Here is a 16,884-nt window from a genome sequence, read left to right as displayed (position 1 = left end):
CCAGCCAGCGGAATTTGGCACGAATTAAGCAAAAAGCGAGGTATCCCGAGAGGGTCAATAATGAAAGGAACGGTTGTTGATCGGTAAAAGCCAATTTCCTGACCTTTAAGTCAGAAAATCATTGACCGAAAGGTCAGACCTGATAAATTCGGCTCAAAGCGGTTAACAACAATAATGAGTCTGCGAGGCCTTCCGTGATCCAGTTTTTACTTAACCAGGAACTCCGTAGCGAGCACGCCCTGGACCCGAACCTGACCGTGCTGAACTATCTGCGCGAACATTTGGGCAAACCCGGCACCAAAGAAGGTTGCGCCAGCGGTGACTGTGGCGCGTGCACGGTGGTGGTCGGTGAATTGCAGACCGATGACGACGGCCGCGAACACATTCGCTATCGCAGCCTCAACTCGTGCCTGACGTTTGTTTCGTCGCTGCACGGTAAACAGCTGATCAGCGTCGAAGACCTCAAGCATCAGGGCCAGTTGCACAGCGTGCAAAAAGCCATGGTCGAGTGCCACGGTTCGCAGTGCGGCTTTTGCACCCCTGGCTTTGTCATGTCGCTGTTCGCCCTGCAGAAAAACAGCGATCACCCCGACGCCCATAAAGCCCACGAAGCCCTCGCCGGCAACCTTTGCCGCTGCACCGGCTACCGGCCGATCCTCGCCGCCGCCGAACAAGTTTGCTGCGGCAAGCAGACCGATCAGTTCGATTCTCGCGAAGCCGATACCATCGCTCGCCTGAAGGCCATCGCGCCAACCGAAACCGGTGAACTGAACAGCGGCGACAAACGCTGCCTGGTGCCGCTGACCGTCGCCGACCTGGCCGATCTCTACGACGCCTATCCGCAAGCCCGCCTGTTGGCCGGCGGCACCGACCTGGCACTGGAAGTGACCCAATTCCATCGCACGCTGCCGGTGATGATCTACGTTGGCAACGTCGAGGAAATGAAGCGCGTCGAACGCTTTGACGATCGCCTGGAAATCGGTGCCGCCACCGCCCTCTCCGACTGTTATGAGGCGCTCAAGGCCGAGTACCCGGACTTCGGTGAACTGCTGCAACGCTTCGCCTCGCTGCAAATCCGCAACCAGGGCACCCTCGGCGGCAACATCGGCAACGCCTCGCCGATTGGTGACTCGCCACCGCTGTTGATCGCACTCGGCGCACAGATCGTTTTGTGCAAAGGCGAAACCCGTCGCACCTTGGCGCTGGAAGACTATTTCATCGATTACCGGGTGACCGCGCGCCAGGAAAGCGAGTTCATCGAGAAGATCATCGTGCCACGCGCCAGTGCCGAACAACTGTTCCGTGCCTACAAGGTTTCCAAGCGTCTGGACGATGACATTTCCGCGGTCTGCGCAGCGTTCAATCTGCGCATTGAAAACGGCATAGTCGCTGATGCCCGGGTTGCCTTTGGCGGCATGGCCGCTACTCCGAAACGCGCAAAAAGCTGTGAAGCTGCGCTGCTCGGCGCACAGTGGAACAACGCAACGCTCGAACGCGCTTGCGCTGCCTTGGCCGAAGATTTCACGCCGCTCTCGGACTTCCGTGCGAGCAAGGAATACCGCCTGCTCAGCGCGCAAAACCTGCTGCGTAAATACTTCATCGAACTGCAAACACCGCACATCGAGACTCGGGTGACCGCTTATGTCTAACCATCACAAAGTCGAAAAGACCCAAGCCGAACTGGCCGAGCTGTTTGCCAAGGACCTGACCACCGGTGTCGGTCGCAGCGTCAAGCACGACAGCGCCGACAAGCATGTGTCAGGTGAAGCGCAGTACATCGATGATCGGCTGGAATTCCCGAATCAGCTGCACGTTTACGCGCGACTCTCGGATCGCGCCCACGCAAAAATCATCAGCATTGACACCAAACCTTGCTACGCATTCGAAGGCGTGCGCATTGCCATTACCCACGAAGACGTGCCAGGGCTGAAAGACATCGGCCCGCTGATGCCCGGTGATCCGCTGCTGGCCATTGATGACGTGCAATTCGTCGGTCAAGTGGTGCTGGCGGTCGCTGCCAAAGACCTGGAAACCGCACGCAAAGCGGCGATGGCGGCGATCATCGAATACGAAGATCTGGAGCCAGTGCTCGACGTGGTCGAAGCCCTGCGCAAACGCCACTTCGTGCTGGATAGCCACACCCACAAGCGCGGTGATTCTGCGACTGCGCTCTCTACCGCAGAGCACCGCATCCAGGGCACGCTGCACATCGGCGGCCAGGAACACTTTTATCTGGAAACCCAGATCTCTTCGGTCATGCCGACTGAAGACGGCGGCATGATCGTCTACTGCTCGACCCAGAACCCCACCGAAGTGCAGAAACTGGTGGCGGAAGTGCTCGACGTGTCGATGAACAAAATCGTCGTCGACATGCGCCGCATGGGCGGCGGTTTCGGTGGCAAGGAAACCCAGGCCGCCAGCCCGGCCTGCCTCTGCGCGGTGATCGCGCACCTGACCGGCCAACCGACCAAAATGCGTCTGCCACGGGTCGAAGACATGCTGATGACCGGCAAACGTCACCCGTTCTACATTGAATACGATGTGGGCTTCGACGACACCGGACGCCTGCACGGCATCCAGCTGGAGCTGGCCGGTAACTGCGGTTGTTCACCGGACCTGTCGGCGTCCATCGTCGACCGGGCGATGTTCCACTCGGACAACTCGTACTACCTGGGCGATGCGACCATCAACGGTCACCGCTGCAAGACCAACACCGCGTCGAACACCGCTTACCGTGGTTTCGGTGGTCCGCAAGGGATGGTCGCCATCGAAGAAGTGATGGACGCGATTGCCCGTCATTTAGGCCTGGACCCGCTGGCCGTGCGCAAGGCCAACTACTACGGCAAGACCGAGCGCAACGTCACCCACTACTACCAGACCGTCGAGCACAACATGCTCGAGGAGATGACCGCCGAACTGGAAGAAAGCAGCCAGTACGCCGAGCGCCGCGAAGCGATCCGTCGCTACAACGCCCACAGCCCGGTCCTGAAAAAAGGCCTGGCGCTGACCCCGGTAAAATTCGGCATTTCCTTTACCGCCACCTTCCTCAACCAGGCAGGTGCCTTGATTCACATCTACACCGACGGCAGCATCCACCTGAACCACGGCGGCACCGAGATGGGCCAGGGCTTGAACGTCAAAGTCGCGCAAGTCGTGGCCGAAGTGTTCCAGGTTGAAATCGACCGTGTTCAGATCACCGCCACCAACACCGACAAGGTGCCGAACACTTCGCCAACGGCCGCGTCCAGCGGTGCCGACCTGAACGGTAAGGCCGCGCAAAACGCCGCCGAAATCATCAAGCAACGCTTGGTGGAATTTGCCGCCCGGCAGTACAAGGTCAGCGAAGAGGACGTGGAGTTCCACAACGGCCATGTGCGGGTTCGCGATCACATTCTGACGTTCGAGGAGTTGATCCAGCAGGCATATTTCGCACAGGTGTCGCTGTCGAGCACCGGGTTCTACAAGACTCCGAAAATCTTCTATGACCGCAGCCAGGCACGCGGTCGGCCATTCTACTACTTCGCTTTTGGCGCAGCCTGCGCCGAGGTCATCGTCGACACCCTGACCGGCGAATACAAAATGCTCCGTACCGACATCCTGCATGACGTCGGCGACTCGCTGAACCCGGCCATCGATATCGGCCAGGTCGAGGGCGGCTTTATCCAGGGCATGGGCTGGCTGACCATGGAAGAGCTTGTCTGGAATAACAAGGGCAAACTGATGACCAACGGCCCGGCCAGCTACAAGATCCCGGCGGTCGCCGACATGCCGCTGGACCTGCGGGTCAAGCTGGTGGAAAACCGCAAGAACCCGGAAGACACGGTGTTCCATTCCAAGGCCGTGGGCGAACCGCCGTTCATGCTCGGCATCGCCGCCTGGTGCGCGATCAAGGATGCGGTGGCAAGCCTGGGCGATTACAAGCATCAGCCAAAAATCGACGCACCGGCTACACCGGAGCGGGTGTTGTGGGGCTGCGAGCAGATGCGCCAGCTGAAGGCGGTGAAAGCCGTGGAAGCCGAGACCGAGATGGCTTCGCTTTAGACCGAGGCGCGGCCAATCGCGAGCAGGCTCGCTCCCACAGGGTTATGTGCTGATTGTTGGACCTGTACAAATCCAATGTGGGAGCAGCCGGGCGGCGTTCCGTCTGCTCGCGATGGCGGCCGAACAGACAACAGAAATGTTGAGGTGAACATGTACAACTGGATCGACGCCCTCGCCGACCTGCAAACCCTGGGTGAACCCTGTGTGTTGGTGACCATCATCGAAGAGCTTGGCTCGACGCCGCGCAATGCCGGCTCGAAGATGGTCATCAGCGCCACGCAGGCGTTCGACACCATTGGTGGCGGGCATCTGGAATACAAGGCGATGCAGGTCGCCCGGGAGATGCTTGCCAGTGGCAAACAGGACACTCACCTGGAGCGCTTCACCCTCGGCGCCAGCCTCGGCCAGTGCTGCGGTGGCGTGACCGTGTTGCTGTTCGAACCCATGGGCCAGGTACAGGCGCAGATTGCCGTGTTCGGCGCCGGCCACGTCGGCCGGGCGCTGGTGCCGTTGCTGGCCAGCCTGCCCTGTCGGGTGCGCTGGATCGACTCGCGGGAAGCGGAGTTCCCCGAACAGATCCCCCACGGCGTGCGTAAAATCGTCGCCGAAGAACCGGTGGACGAAATCGACGACCTGCCCGCTGGCAGTTACTGCATCGTCATGACCCACAATCACCAGCTCGACCTGGAACTCACTGCGGCAATCCTCAAGCGCAACGACTTTGCCTACTTCGGCCTGATCGGTTCGAAGACCAAACGAGTGAAATTCGAACACCGTCTGCGCGAGCGCGGTTTCGACAACGCCGTGCTGCAACGCATGCGCTGCCCGATGGGCCTGGGCGAGGTCAAAGGCAAATTGCCTGTAGAAATCGCCATCTCCATCGCCGGCGAAATCATCGCCACCTATAACGCCAATTTCGGCCAGCACACCGCGAAAGCCGAACCGATTGCCAAACTGCTGCCTGCCTCACGCCGCAGCCACGCTTCGAACTAAAAAGCCACGAACCGAGAACGACAATGCCTTTGACTCGCAAAGCCTACCGTGCCGCCATTCTGCACAGCATCGCCGACCCTGCCGTGGTGGGTATCGAAGCCTCTTACGAGTATTTCGAAGATGGTTTGCTGGTGACTGAAAACGGCCGGATCAGCGCCGTCGGCCACGCCAGCGAGCTGCTCGCCAGCCTGCCCGCCGACCTTGAAATCACTCATTATCAGGATGCACTGATCACCCCAGGCTTCATCGACACCCACATTCACCTGCCGCAAACCGGCATGGTCGGGGCATACGGTGAACAACTGCTGGACTGGCTCAACACCTACACGTTCCCGTGCGAAAACCAGTTCGCCGACAAGGCCCACGCCGAAGAAGTCGCTGATATTTTCATCAAGGAGTTGCTGCGCAACGGCACCACCACCGCGCTGGTGTTCGGCAGCGTGCACCCGCAATCGGTGAATTCGTTCTTCGAAGCCGCCGAGAAGCTCGACCTGCGGATGATCGCCGGCAAGGTGATGATGGACCGTAACGCGCCGGAGTACCTGACCGACACCGCCGAATCCAGCTACGTCGAAAGCAAGGCACTGATCGAACGCTGGCACGGCAAAGGTCGCCTGCACTACGCTGTCACCCCGCGATTCGCCCCGACCAGCACCCCGGAACAGCTGACCCTCGCCGGCCAGTTGCTCGGCGAATACCCTGATCTGTACATGCAGACTCACATCAGTGAGAACCTGCAGGAAGTCGAATGGGTCAAAGAGCTGTTCCCGGAGCGCAAGGGCTACCTGGACGTCTACGACCACTACAAACTCTTGGGTGAGCGTTCGGTGTTCGCTCACGGTGTGCACTTGTGCAACGACGAATGCGCACGCCTGGCCGAAACCGGTTCGGCCATCGCCTTCTGCCCGACCTCGAACTTCTTCCTCGGCAGTGGCCTGTTCAACCTGCCGATGGCCGAGAAGCACAACCTGAACGTCGGCCTGGGTACCGACGTCGGTGGCGGCACCAGCTTCTCGCTGCTGCAGACCCTGAACGAAGCCTACAAAGTCATGCAACTGCAAGGCGCACGCCTGAGCCCGTTCAAATCGCTGTACCTGGCGACCCTCGGCGGCGCGCGCGCACTGCGCCTGGAAGACAAGATCGGCACCCTGCAACCGGGCACCGACGCCGACTTCCTGGTGCTGGACTACAACGCCACGCCCCTGCTCAGCTATCGCCTGAAACAGGCCAACACCATCGCTGAGACGTTGTTTGTGTTGATGACATTGGGTGACGACCGGACGGTGTTGCAGACCTATGCGGCGGGCAACCTGGTGCATCAGCGCTAAGTTTCCCCAGGCATAAAAAAATCCCCCGCAGCTTTTCAGCCCGGGGGATTTTTATTGCCTATCAGATCGCTATCGCGAGCAGGCTCGCTCCCACAGGGGAATGCATTTCAATTGTGGGAGCGAGCCTGCTCGCGATGGGCGCGCCGCGGTCTATCAGAGTTTAGCGGTTGACCGCCCTGGCTTCTTGGTCTGCAACAAGTGCGAGAACACGGCGTGCAAATCGTCCGAGGCGCTTTCTTCGTCGAGGTTGAGCTTGCTGTCGATATGATCCATGTGATGCATCATCAGGTTCACCGCCAGTTCGGCATCGCGGGCCTCGATGGCATCGATCAGCTGAGTGTGCTCATCGTAAGAACAGTGCGAGCGGTTTCCGCTTTCGTACTGGGCGATAATCAGGGACGTCTGCGACACCAGGCTGCGCTGGAAGCTGATCAGCGGGGCGTTCTTCGCCGCCTCGGCCAGCTTCAGGTGGAACTCACCAGACAGACGAATACCGGCACCACGGTCACCCCGGGAGAAACTGTCGCGCTCATCGTTGACCATCTGCCGCAACTCGGCAATCTGCTCCGCCGTCGCGTGTTCTACCGCAAGCTCGGTGATCGCCCGCTCAACCAGACGCCGCGCCATGAACACCTGACGGGCTTCTTCGACACTCGGGCTGGCAACCACGGCGCCACGGTTGGGGCGCAACAGCACCACACCTTCGTGGGCCAGACGCGACAGCGCGCGGCGAATGATCGTGCGACTGACCCCGAAAATTTCCCCCAGCGCCTCTTCGCTCAATTTTGTACCGGGCGCCAGGCGCTGTTCGAGGATGGCCTCGAAGATATGCGCATAGACGATATCGTCCTGGGTCCCGCTGCGGCCGGCTTTACCTGCTCGCGGTTGTTTCTTGAGGGGCTGCAACTGTTCGTTCATGGGCACTCGAGTCGGGAGAACTGCGGCGAATTGACTGTGACTGTAATACGGCACAGTGGGTCGCTGGCAAGTATTGCGAAAAAAACTGAGCACATTGTACACAACCCGCGGTGGCAACACGACTGTACGGCCATTTACGCCCCCCGCTGTATCGCAACGACCCGCTGCGTTTAAGTTTAGGCTTGAACACATGACCTGTGGCGAGGGAGCTTGCTCCCGCTGGACTGCGCAGCAGTCCTGAAACCTGCCAACTCGTTTATTCAGATAACCTCGCTCACAAACTACGGCCGCTACGCGGCCGAGCGGGAGCAAGCTCCCTCGCCACACTGGCAACTGCGGACTTTATTCGTCTATCAAGAACAAGGAACACCGCGCCATGACCGACGCCACTCACGCGCAACTTCGCCCACTGACCGACACGTCACCCTCGGCCATCGTCGCCGGGTTCATCGCCATGATGACCGGCTACACCAGCTCGCTGGTGCTGATGTTCCAGGCCGGCCAGGCGGCGGGCCTGACCAGCGGGCAGATTTCGTCGTGGATCTGGGCGATTTCGATCGGCATGGCCGTGTGCTCGATCGGTTTGTCTTTGCGCTATCGCACACCGATCACCATCGCCTGGTCGACGCCCGGTGCGGCGCTGCTGATCACCAGCTTGTCGGGTGTGACCTACGGCGAGGCGATTGGCGCCTACATCACCTGCGCCCTACTGGTGACCCTTTGCGGCCTGACCGGCAGCTTCGAGCGCCTGGTCAAACGTATTCCCGCCTCTTTGGCCGCTGCGTTGCTGGCCGGGATTCTGTTCAAGATCGGCAGCGAAATCTTCGTCGCCGCCCAGCATCGCACCGGCCTGGTGCTGGGGATGTTTTTCACTTACCTGGTGGTCAAGCGCCTGTCGCCACGTTATGCGGTGCTGGTGGCGCTGCTGATCGGTACGGCATTGTCCGGGTTCATGGGCTTGCTGGATTTCAGCGGTTTCCACCTCGAAGTGGCAACGCCCGTCTGGACCACTCCGCACTTTTCCCTCGCGGCGACCATCAGCATCGGCATTCCACTGTTCGTGGTGGCCATGACCTCGCAAAACATGCCCGGCATCGCTGTATTGCGCGCCGACGGCTACAACGTGCCGGCCTCGCCGCTGATCACCACCACCGGCATCGCCTCGCTGCTGCTGGCGCCATTTGGCTCCCACGGGATCAACCTGGCAGCCATCAGCGCGGCGATCTGCACCGGGCCGCATGCCCATGAAGATCGCAACAAGCGTTACACCGCGGCCGTCTGGTGCGGGATTTTCTACGGGATTGCCGGGGTCTTTGGCGCAACCCTGGCCGCATTGTTCGCCGCGTTGCCAAAAGAGCTGGTGCTGTCGATTGCTGCGCTGGCGTTGTTCGGCTCGATCATCAACGGTCTGAGCATCGCCATGAGCGAGGTGAAAGAACGTGAAGCGGCGTTGATCACTTTTATGGTCACTGCGTCGGGGCTGACGTTGTTTTCCATCGGCTCGGCGTTTTGGGGGATTGTGGCGGGGGTGTTGACGCTGATGATTCTGAACGGGCGCAAGGCTTGAGACATAAAAAAACGGCGACCCTTGGGTCGCCGTTTTTTAGAACATCAAGCTACCGGATTGATCGGCTTTTCCGGGTACCAGACGTCCAGCAACGGGCTGACTTCAACGCTGGTCAGCTCGGTGCGAGCCTTCAGCCAGGCTTCAACGGCGGCGCGTTGTTCAGCGCTGACCGAGCCACGTTTTTGCAGGCAAACCAGACCGAAGTCGTCGCCGCCAACGTAGCCGAGGCCGTTCGCTTCCATGGCTTCTTTCAGGAATGCATCGAGGAAAGCGTCAACGGCTGCATCAGCCAAATCTTCTTTGAAATCCAGGTTCAGTTCGAAACCCAGCTCTTGAAATTCATCGACGCACAGTTTTTTGCGCAGACGCTGGGAACGGTTAGTCGCCATTGGAACAATCCTCAAAAGTAATAACGGGCAGCACTTTAGCAGTTTAAGCCGCTGTTTGCCCGACTCTCTGGGAGCTTGTGCCTACCGCCGGTAAAAAAATAGCCGATTAAGCCCCCCGTGTACGGCACAGGGCACCATTCCTTGGGGCATAATGCCGACACTTTCGTGACCACTGAGGGAATTTATCTCCATGCCCTCATCTTTTTCCCCCTCGGCTGTAGGGTTTTATTTCAGATGATCAAATCTTTGCGTCCATTGCTTCTCGCCAGTCTGCTTGTGCCTCTGGCCTTCCCGATTTCTGCAGCCCCGGTCAACACCGCACTGACACCCAATGTCGAAAAGGCCCTCAGAGCCAGCAAGTTGCAGGACAGCGCCCTGTCGCTGGTGATGATTCCACTCAATGGCCCCGGCACACCGACCGTTTTCAACGCTGACGTTTCGGTCAATCCGGCCTCGACCATGAAACTGGTGACCACCTACGCCGCGCTGGAAATGCTCGGCCCGAACCACCAGTGGAAAACCGAGTTCTACACCGACGGCACCCTCAGTGGCGGCATCCTGAACGGCAACCTGTACCTCAAGGGTGGCGGCGATCCGAAGCTGAACATGGAAAAACTCTGGCTGCTGATGCGCGACCTGCGAGCCAATGGCGTGCAGCAAGTCACCGGCGACCTGGTACTGGACCGCAGTTTCTTCGTCCAGCCGCAACTGCCTGAGTTCAATGACGACGGTAATGACGAGAACAAGCCGTTCCTGGTCAAGCCCGACGCACTGATGGTCAACCTCAAGGCCCTGCGCTTTGTCGCACGCAACGATTCGGGCAAGGTGCTGGTGTCGGTCGAGCCACCGATCGCCAGCATTCGCATCGACAACCAGGTCAAGGCCATCAACGCCAAACAGTGCACCGGCGGCGTGCGCTACAACCCGGTGACCCAGGCCGACGGCAGCGTGTCCGTGACAGTGGCGGGCCAGTTGGGCGACGGCTGCAGTTCGCAGACTTATCTTTCGCTGCTCGACCACGCGACCTACACCGCAGGCGCTGTACGGGCGATCTGGCAGGAATTGGGTGGCAGCATCCAGGGCAAGGATCGTCTGGCTGCCGTACCGAAAGACGCCAAGGTATTGGCCCGAGCGTTCTCACCGGACCTGGCGGAAATCATCCGCGACATCAACAAGTACAGTAACAACACCATGGCTCAGCAGTTGTTCCTGAGCCTGGGTGCGAAATACCGCACCGACGCGGATGCGGACGATGCAAAAGCAGCGCAACGTGTGGTCCGTCAGTGGCTGGCGAAGAAAGGCATCACTGCGCCGCACCTGGTGATGGAGAACGGTTCCGGCCTGTCGCGCGCCGAACGGGTCAGCGCCCGTGAAATGGCGAGCATGCTGCAAGCCGCTTGGCGTAGCCCGTATGCCGCCGAGTACATCAGCTCGCTGCCAATTGCCGGTACCGACGGCACCATGCGCAAACGCCTCAAGACCACCGCGATGAAGGGTGAGGCACACGTCAAGACCGGCACCCTGAACACCGTGCGCGCTATCGCCGGTTTCAGCCGCGACATCAACGGCAATACGTGGGCAGTGGTCGCGATCCTCAACGATCCCGCACCTTTTGGCGCGCATTCGGTGCTCGACCAAGTGCTGCTGGACCTGTACCGCCAGCCGAAACTGCCGACAGCGGCTTCGGCGCTGTAAGCCTCACTTAAACACTGCGCAACTGTGGCGAGGGAGCTTGCTCCCGCTCGGTTGCGCAGCAGCCGCAAAATCAACGATTGAGTTATATCTGGCCCAATGCGGGTCATCGCTTTCAGGGGCGCTTCGCACCCCAGCGGGAGCAAGCTCCCTCGCCACGCAGGCTTGTACCGGTCTACGCCTGCTCCACCTCAACCCGATCCCGTCCCGCCTGTTTCGCGGCGTAAACCCCAGAATCCGCGCGCAGCAGCAAGGCATCAGCACCTTCTCCGCAACGCCAACTGGCGATGCCGAAGCTGGCAGTCACCGTGCCCAACCCGTCGATTGGCGTATTACGCAAGCTCTGCCACAGCTCGACGGCCAACATATGGGCGTTCTGCCCGTCGGTGTCCGGACACAGCACCATGAACTCCTCACCCCCCATGCGACAGAACACATCGGTGCGGCGCAAGCGGTGGCGGATACGCTGACAGATCGCCTGTAACACCCGATCGCCCGCCGCGTGGCCATACACATCATTGATGCGTTTGAAGTGATCGATATCCAGCATGATCACTGCCAACGTCCCGATACCGCGCTCGACCCGAGCCATTTCCGTGGTCAGTCGCTCCTGGAAATAGCGCCGATTGTGAATTCCGGTCAGCGAATCGGTCACCGACAACGCGCGCAGCTCTTCCTCGACCCGTTTGAGGTCGGAAATATCCGAAATATAGCCATGCCACAGCACCCCACCGCCGGGCAGTTCTTCCGGCGTTGCCTCGCCGCGCACCCAACGCAGGCCACGTACGGGTAACTGCACACGGTACTCTTCGCGCCACGGGCTGAGCTTTTGCGAGGAGATACGGATCGAGGCACGCACCCGAGCCACGTCCTGCGGATGAATCCGCTTGAAAATGGCCTCGGCATTCTGTTGCAGCACGTCCGGATCGAGCTCGTAAATATCGCGGATGCCGTCACTGGCGTAGATCACACTGAAGCGCCCGTCCGCCGCCATCTTGAACTGGTAAATACCGCCCGGAACATGCGCGCTGAGTTTCTTGAGCAACAGATCGCGCGCCGCCAACGCTTCATGCACCCGTTTGCGCTCGGTGATGTCGATGCAGATTGCCAGATGCCCGACCCAAAGCCCCTGCTCATCAAGCACGGCCGTGGCGAGCATGTTCACTGTCAGGTGACTGTAATCCTGCCGAACCAAGGTCCATTCACGCGCTTCATGCCTGCCCTCTTCGCCACCCTCCACCAGCATCGCCTGACAGCTCGGCACTGGCTTGCCGTAACGCTGACTGAGCTCCATGGCGCGTGCTTCCAGCTCAATGGGCAGGTGCAAGCTTTCCAGGGTCATATGCCCCAGCACATCAACACTGCGATAGCCGAGCATGTGCTCGGCCCCCGCATTGAAGGTCGTGATCACACCGCGCAGATCGGTAGCAATCACCGCCACCTGGGTCGCGGCGTCCAGCACCCCGCGTAACTGTCCATGAGCGCCCTTCAACTCCTGCTCACGCAGGCGCAACTCTCGGGTACGCTGCTCGACCAGCGCCAGCGCCCGTTGCCGCTGACTGACCAGAATGTAGAGCAAAGCACTGAGCAGCACGCTCAACAGAGCGCCCATCACGAACAGGCTGGCAACCGCCGAATGATTGGCACGCTCAAACACCGTGCTGGAACGAATGTCGAGATCGTAGACATGATCGCCCAGGCGCAACATCGAGCGGTAATGCAACGGTTGATTCGCCACCGGATTGGGGGATTCGTAGAGCGCCTCTGACTGACCGTCCTGCGCCCGACCGCGAATCTGCACCACCAGATTGTCCTGACCGGGCATCGGAAAACCATCGGCCACCAACTGACGCATGCTGATGACAGCCAGCACATAACCAACGGGCGCGGCAGCATGTCCGGGCGCTTCGGCATAACGCGAAACCGGCTCGACCAGCAATACACCCCGGGCATACTCAGGATCGACACCAATCAACTGCATGGGATCGGACACTGCTATTCCATTCAGGCTGCGGGCCCTTTGCAGGGTTGCGCGACGTGCCGGCTCCGACAGCAAATCAAAACCCAGTGGCGCACCTTTCAAGCTTTGCGTCTGGCTGTATAACACTGGCGCGTACTCATCACGCAAGGCGGCCGGTTGCAGCTCTGCCGAAGGCTTCAAGTCGCGGATGGAAAACCCGGCGACACCTTGCTTGCGCTCCTGTTGCTCGAGCGCAGCACGTTCACTGCGGGCAACCAACGGCGCCCAGGCGTACGCCTGAGTTCTTTGCAGCAGTGCTTTGGTAAAACCGTCGAACTCTTCACGGGACACCGATTCGGAGTTGACGAAGAATCGCCGCAGGCTATCGAGACGCTGCTCCTGATCGTCGAAACGCTCGGCAATCCGGCTCTTGCGCTCGCTGACCAGCAATTGAAAACCCTGCGCCACCTGCTGATGGTGCAGGTTGAGGTTGGCCCAGGCGAGCAACCCTGTCAGCGCGCCGCCGGTCAGTAGAACCAGCAGCGCAATGAGCCAGGCCGAAACATCTTCACTGATGAAGCCCAGGATCTTGGGTCGTACGGCGTGCAACGGCATAAGCAAAACTCAGAACGCCGGCGTGCTTTGGCGTCACCTTGGCTTTGAGTGAAGTTATAGCCATTAGCCACTAGATTAGCCAGTGTAAAAAGACCATAGAGCCCAGAAAAATCAAGGCTCCATGGATCCAATTTACCGTTAGCGCGCCATGATTTTCCAGGCGCGGTGGATCTTGCCGTTACGGGCAAAGTCCGGGTCGATGGTTTGCGCGGTGATCTCTTCGACGGCATAGCGCGCCGTGAGGTTTTCTTCGAGCTGGAACTTGCGGAAGTTGTTGGAGAAGTACAACACGCCACCCGGCGCCAGACGGGCCATGGCCAGATCCAGCAACTGCACGTGGTCGCGCTGCACGTCGAAGATCCCTTCCATGCGCTTGGAGTTGGAGAAGGTCGGCGGATCGATAAAGATCATATCGAATTCGTCACGGTTGGCTTCCAGCCAGGCCATCACGTCGCCCTGCTCCAGGCGGTTCTTGTCAGAGAAGCCGTTCAGCGACAGGTTGCGGCGCGCCCAGTCCAGGTAGGTTTTCGACAGGTCGACGCTGGTGGTGCTGCGCGCGCCGCCTTTGGCCGCATGGACGCTGGCCGTCGCGGTGTAGCAATACAGGTTGAGGAAGCGCTTGCCGGCGGCCTCTTTCTGAATCCGCAAACGCATTGGCCGGTGGTCGAGGAACAACCCGGTGTCGAGGTAATCAGTCAAATTGACCAGCAACTTCACGCCACCTTCGTTCACCTCGGTGAACTTGCCCTGGGCGCTCTGGCGCTCGTACTGCTTGGTGCCGCTCTGACGCTCGCGACGCTTGACGACCACCCGGCTCTTATCGATATTCAAGGCCTGCGGAATGGCTGCCAGCGCATCGAACATACGCGCCGAGGCTTTTTCCGGATCGATCGACTTCGGTGCCGCGTATTCCTGAACATGGACCCAGTCGTGGTACAGGTCGATGGCCATGGAGTATTCCGGCATGTCGGCATCGTAGACGCGGTAGCAGTCGACCCCTTCACGCTTGACCCATTTGCCCAAGGCTTTGAGGTTCTTTTGCAGGCGGTTGGCAAACATCTGCCCGCCTTCGCTCAGGCGTGCCTGTTCAACGACGGGAGCCGGCGCCGGTGCAGGTTTGATCGGGTTGCCGTTCTTGTTGTACTGACGCTCTTGCGGCTCGGCCGGCGACTGATCGTAGACAGCCTGTTCACGTTCGGCCTGACGCTGTTCCGGGGTACGACGCTCACCGGTGACAAACTGATCCGGCAGGACCTTGATCAGCAGCAATTTGCACGGCAAGGCACCGTTCCAGAACGAATACTGTTTGTGGCTGCGAATCCCCATGCGCTTGCCCAGGTCCGGCGCGCCGGTGAACACCGCCGCTTCCCAGTTCAGGCAGGCCTGACGCAGACGCTCGCCGAGGTTCTGGTAGAGATAGAGCAAGCTCGCCTCGTCGCCCAGACGCTCGCCGTACGGAGGGTTGCAGATCACCAGGCCTTTCTGGTTCTGGTCCGGACGCGGCTCGAAGGTCGCGACTTCGCCCTGGTAGATCTTGATCCACTCGCTCAGGCCGGCACGCTCGACGTTGTTGCGGCCCGGTTGAATCAGGCGCGGGTCGGCTTCGTAACCGCGAATCCACAGCGGTGGCTTGGCCAGACCGGCAGCGGCGCGGGCGCTGGCCTCTTCATGAAGTTTTTTCCACAACGCCGGCACGTGACCGAGCCAGGCGGTGAAGCCCCACTGCTCGCGACGCAGGTTCGGCGCCATGTCGGCGGCGATCATCGCGGCTTCGACGAGGAAGGTACCCACACCGCACATCGGGTCAGCCAGGGCGCCGCCTTCAGCCGCAATCCGCGGCCAGCCGGAACGAATCAGAATCGCCGCCGCGAGGTTTTCCTTCAGCGGCGCTGCACCTTGCTGCAGGCGGTAACCGCGCTGGTGCAGGCTGTGACCGGACAGGTCGAGGGACAGGATCGCTTCGCCACGGTCCAGGCGCAGGTGAATGCGCAGGTCAGGGTTGAGCTTGTCGATGGACGGACGCTCGCCCGACGGGGTGCGCAGTTTGTCGACGATGGCGTCCTTCACTTTCAGGGCGCCGAAGTGCGTGTTGTCGATACCCGAGCCGTGACCACTGAATTCAACGGCCAGGGTGCCGTCATTGAGCATGTGATCTTGCCACTCGATATCCAGCACGCCATGGTAGAGGTCTTCGGCGTCCTTCATCGGGAAACGCTTGAGCACCAGCAGTACCCGGTTAGCCAGACGTGACCACAGGCACAGGCGATAAGCCGTTTCCATGTCGGCCATGCCGCGCACGGCCGACGTGTGCTCGCGCGCATCCTCAAGGCCAAGCCCGACGGCTTCCTCGATAAGCAGACCTTCGAGGCCTTTGGGGCAAGTGAGGAAGAGTTCGTAACGATCCGACATGGGAGTTCCAGGGCCTTTAGCAATAAGTGAACGGGCAACGCATTGACCGCTCGGTTTTCAATCAAGCGCTTTTCTTGAAGAGCGCTCGCGTGGCACGAAAGTGTGCCGTCCCACCCTGGCCGCACAGCCAACCAATCGGTTGAAATAGCTTAGATGCCCGGGCAGATAAAAAATTCTTTGCAACAAAATGTCATAACTCGACCCTTCGTCGAATAGTACCCGAGTGCTACGGGTGGACATTCTCACTAAAGGATTAGCCTCATCATCTAGTGGGAGGCTGATCATAGCGGGCTTTGCTTATCAAAACGGCTACAAACGAGGTGTTTCTTATGGCCATAGCACCTAAATGGTTACGTCCTTATGACAAAACGATCATTCCCTCGATGTGACGCATTGGTTAGAACTCAATACAGGTTGACGCCGCAACGACGTCAACACCTTGGCTCGTGACGCCGGCAGCGAGCCACCAACGGCAGAAATTTTTCTGCCTGACCTCGATAGAGGTCGACGCAATGAACACAGTCAACAAGTGAGGGAAACACCCTATGAGAAGACTTAAGCGTGATCCGTTGGAAAGAGCATTTTTGCGCGGATATCAATATGGCGTTGGTGGCAAATCCCGTGAGCTTTGCCCATTTACTCTACCGTCGGTACGTCAAGCCTGGATCAACGGCTGGCGAGAAGGACGCGGCGACAACTGGGACGGTATGACCGGCACTGCGGGAATCCATAGACTCAACGAACTTCACGCCGTCGGCTAATACAGGGCACTCATTCCGACACGACAATCTGATTACGCAATGACTTAACCACGCACGTCCTATCCGGGCGGCGGGCTTCGGCCCTGGGGCTCCTTCGAGGAGCCCTTTTTTATTCCTGTAAACAACTCAAGACCAATAACTGAAATGCTGTGTGGCGAGGGAGCTTGCTCCCCCCCCACAAAAGCCCCTCACCACATAGTTGGGGTTATTT

At 59.7% G+C, this 16,884-nt stretch carries 11 protein-coding genes; 7 read left to right on the top strand and 4 right to left on the bottom strand.

All coding sequences use genetic code 11. From position 1 onward, the window contains the following. The first annotated feature begins 194 nt into the window (after positions 1–194). The 4 genes from xdhA (at position 195) to guaD (ending at position 6,362) form a co-directional block, all read left to right on the top strand. A complete protein-coding gene (gene xdhA, locus NTD87_RS18860) occupies positions 195–1,649 on the top strand; it encodes a xanthine dehydrogenase small subunit (protein ID WP_262115659.1) in 1,455 nt (484 codons plus the stop codon). Continuing rightward, on the top strand, positions 1,642–4,041 hold the full coding sequence (xdhB, locus tag NTD87_RS18855) for a xanthine dehydrogenase molybdopterin binding subunit (RefSeq protein WP_262115657.1): 2,400 nt from the start codon (positions 1,642–1,644) through the stop codon (positions 4,039–4,041). Before xdhA ends, xdhB begins: the two co-directional genes overlap by 8 nt. A 150-nt stretch (positions 4,042–4,191) precedes the next feature. Further along, positions 4,192–5,034 (top strand): xanthine dehydrogenase accessory protein XdhC, encoded by an 843-nt coding sequence (gene xdhC / locus NTD87_RS18850; protein WP_262115656.1) that lies wholly within the window; start codon positions 4,192–4,194, stop codon positions 5,032–5,034. A gap of 23 nt (positions 5,035–5,057) precedes the next feature. Beyond that, entirely contained in the window at positions 5,058–6,362 is a 1,305-nt protein-coding gene (gene guaD, locus NTD87_RS18845; RefSeq protein ID WP_262115654.1) for a guanine deaminase, read from the top strand. Positions 6,363–6,515: 153 nt separating this feature from the next. On the opposite strand, the gene NTD87_RS18840 is transcribed toward guaD, so the two are convergent. Continuing rightward, positions 6,516–7,280, bottom strand: a complete 765-nt coding sequence (locus NTD87_RS18840) for a GntR family transcriptional regulator (RefSeq protein WP_262115653.1) — start codon at positions 7,278–7,280, stop codon at positions 6,516–6,518. Positions 7,281–7,656: 376 nt separating this feature from the next. Between NTD87_RS18840 and NTD87_RS18835 the strand changes: the two genes are divergently transcribed. After that, positions 7,657–8,847: a benzoate/H(+) symporter BenE family transporter gene (locus tag NTD87_RS18835; RefSeq protein WP_262115651.1), complete on the top strand. Its 1,191-nt coding sequence runs from the start codon at positions 7,657–7,659 to the stop codon at positions 8,845–8,847. Between the two features lie 44 nt (positions 8,848–8,891). Here the strand turns inward: NTD87_RS18835 and NTD87_RS18830 are convergent, their stop codons facing one another. Beyond that, positions 8,892–9,236, bottom strand: a complete 345-nt coding sequence (locus tag NTD87_RS18830; RefSeq protein WP_262115650.1) for a YggL family protein — start codon at positions 9,234–9,236, stop codon at positions 8,892–8,894. 234 nt (positions 9,237–9,470) lie between these two features. On the opposite strand from NTD87_RS18830, the gene dacB reads away from it, so the two are divergent. Then, positions 9,471–10,931 (top strand): D-alanyl-D-alanine carboxypeptidase/D-alanyl-D-alanine-endopeptidase, encoded by a 1,461-nt coding sequence (gene dacB, locus NTD87_RS18825; protein ID WP_262115649.1) that lies wholly within the window; start codon positions 9,471–9,473, stop codon positions 10,929–10,931. Positions 10,932–11,103: 172 nt separating this feature from the next. Here the strand turns inward: dacB and NTD87_RS18820 are convergent, their stop codons facing one another. Both NTD87_RS18820 and rlmKL read right to left on the bottom strand, forming a co-directional pair. After that, complete coding sequence (locus tag NTD87_RS18820) at positions 11,104–13,503, bottom strand: diguanylate cyclase (RefSeq protein ID WP_262115647.1); 2,400 nt, start codon at positions 13,501–13,503, stop codon at positions 11,104–11,106. Between the two features lie 138 nt (positions 13,504–13,641). Further along, entirely contained in the window at positions 13,642–15,912 is a 2,271-nt protein-coding gene (rlmKL, locus tag NTD87_RS18815; RefSeq protein ID WP_262115645.1) for a bifunctional 23S rRNA (guanine(2069)-N(7))-methyltransferase RlmK/23S rRNA (guanine(2445)-N(2))-methyltransferase RlmL, read from the bottom strand. A gap of 545 nt (positions 15,913–16,457) precedes the next feature. Here rlmKL and rmf point away from each other — a divergent pair. After that, the gene (rmf, locus tag NTD87_RS18810) at positions 16,458–16,673 is read left to right on the top strand and encodes a ribosome modulation factor (RefSeq protein WP_003223300.1); all 216 of its coding nucleotides are present in this window, start codon (positions 16,458–16,460) and stop codon (positions 16,671–16,673) included. Positions 16,674–16,884: the final 211 nt, after the last annotated feature.

It is taken from the genome of Pseudomonas sp. 6D_7.1_Bac1 (assembly GCF_025465945.1).
Taxonomy (GTDB): domain Bacteria; phylum Pseudomonadota; class Gammaproteobacteria; order Pseudomonadales; family Pseudomonadaceae; genus Aquipseudomonas.
The sequence above is the reverse complement of the archived record's forward strand: the minus strand, read 5'-3'. Positions and strand labels throughout refer to the sequence as shown.

What these genes read in the sequence shown, in the direction of transcription:
- xdhB (WP_262115657.1), top strand. Translation starts at nt 1,642, where the DNA reads ATGTCTAACCATCACAAAGTCGAAAAGACCCAAGCCGAACTGGCCGAG.
- xdhC (WP_262115656.1), top strand. Translation starts at nt 4,192, where the DNA reads ATGTACAACTGGATCGACGCCCTCGCCGACCTGCAAACCCTGGGTGAA.
- guaD (WP_262115654.1), top strand. Translation starts at nt 5,058, where the DNA reads ATGCCTTTGACTCGCAAAGCCTACCGTGCCGCCATTCTGCACAGCATC.
- NTD87_RS18840 (WP_262115653.1), bottom strand. Translation starts at nt 7,280, where the DNA reads ATGAACGAACAGTTGCAGCCCCTCAAGAAACAACCGCGAGCAGGTAAA.
- NTD87_RS18835 (WP_262115651.1), top strand. Translation starts at nt 7,657, where the DNA reads ATGACCGACGCCACTCACGCGCAACTTCGCCCACTGACCGACACGTCA.
- NTD87_RS18830 (WP_262115650.1), bottom strand. Translation starts at nt 9,236, where the DNA reads ATGGCGACTAACCGTTCCCAGCGTCTGCGCAAAAAACTGTGCGTCGAT.
- dacB (WP_262115649.1), top strand. Translation starts at nt 9,471, where the DNA reads ATGATCAAATCTTTGCGTCCATTGCTTCTCGCCAGTCTGCTTGTGCCT.
- NTD87_RS18820 (WP_262115647.1), bottom strand. Translation starts at nt 13,503, where the DNA reads ATGCCGTTGCACGCCGTACGACCCAAGATCCTGGGCTTCATCAGTGAA.
- rlmKL (WP_262115645.1), bottom strand. Translation starts at nt 15,912, where the DNA reads ATGTCGGATCGTTACGAACTCTTCCTCACTTGCCCCAAAGGCCTCGAA.
- rmf (WP_003223300.1), top strand. Translation starts at nt 16,458, where the DNA reads ATGAGAAGACTTAAGCGTGATCCGTTGGAAAGAGCATTTTTGCGCGGA.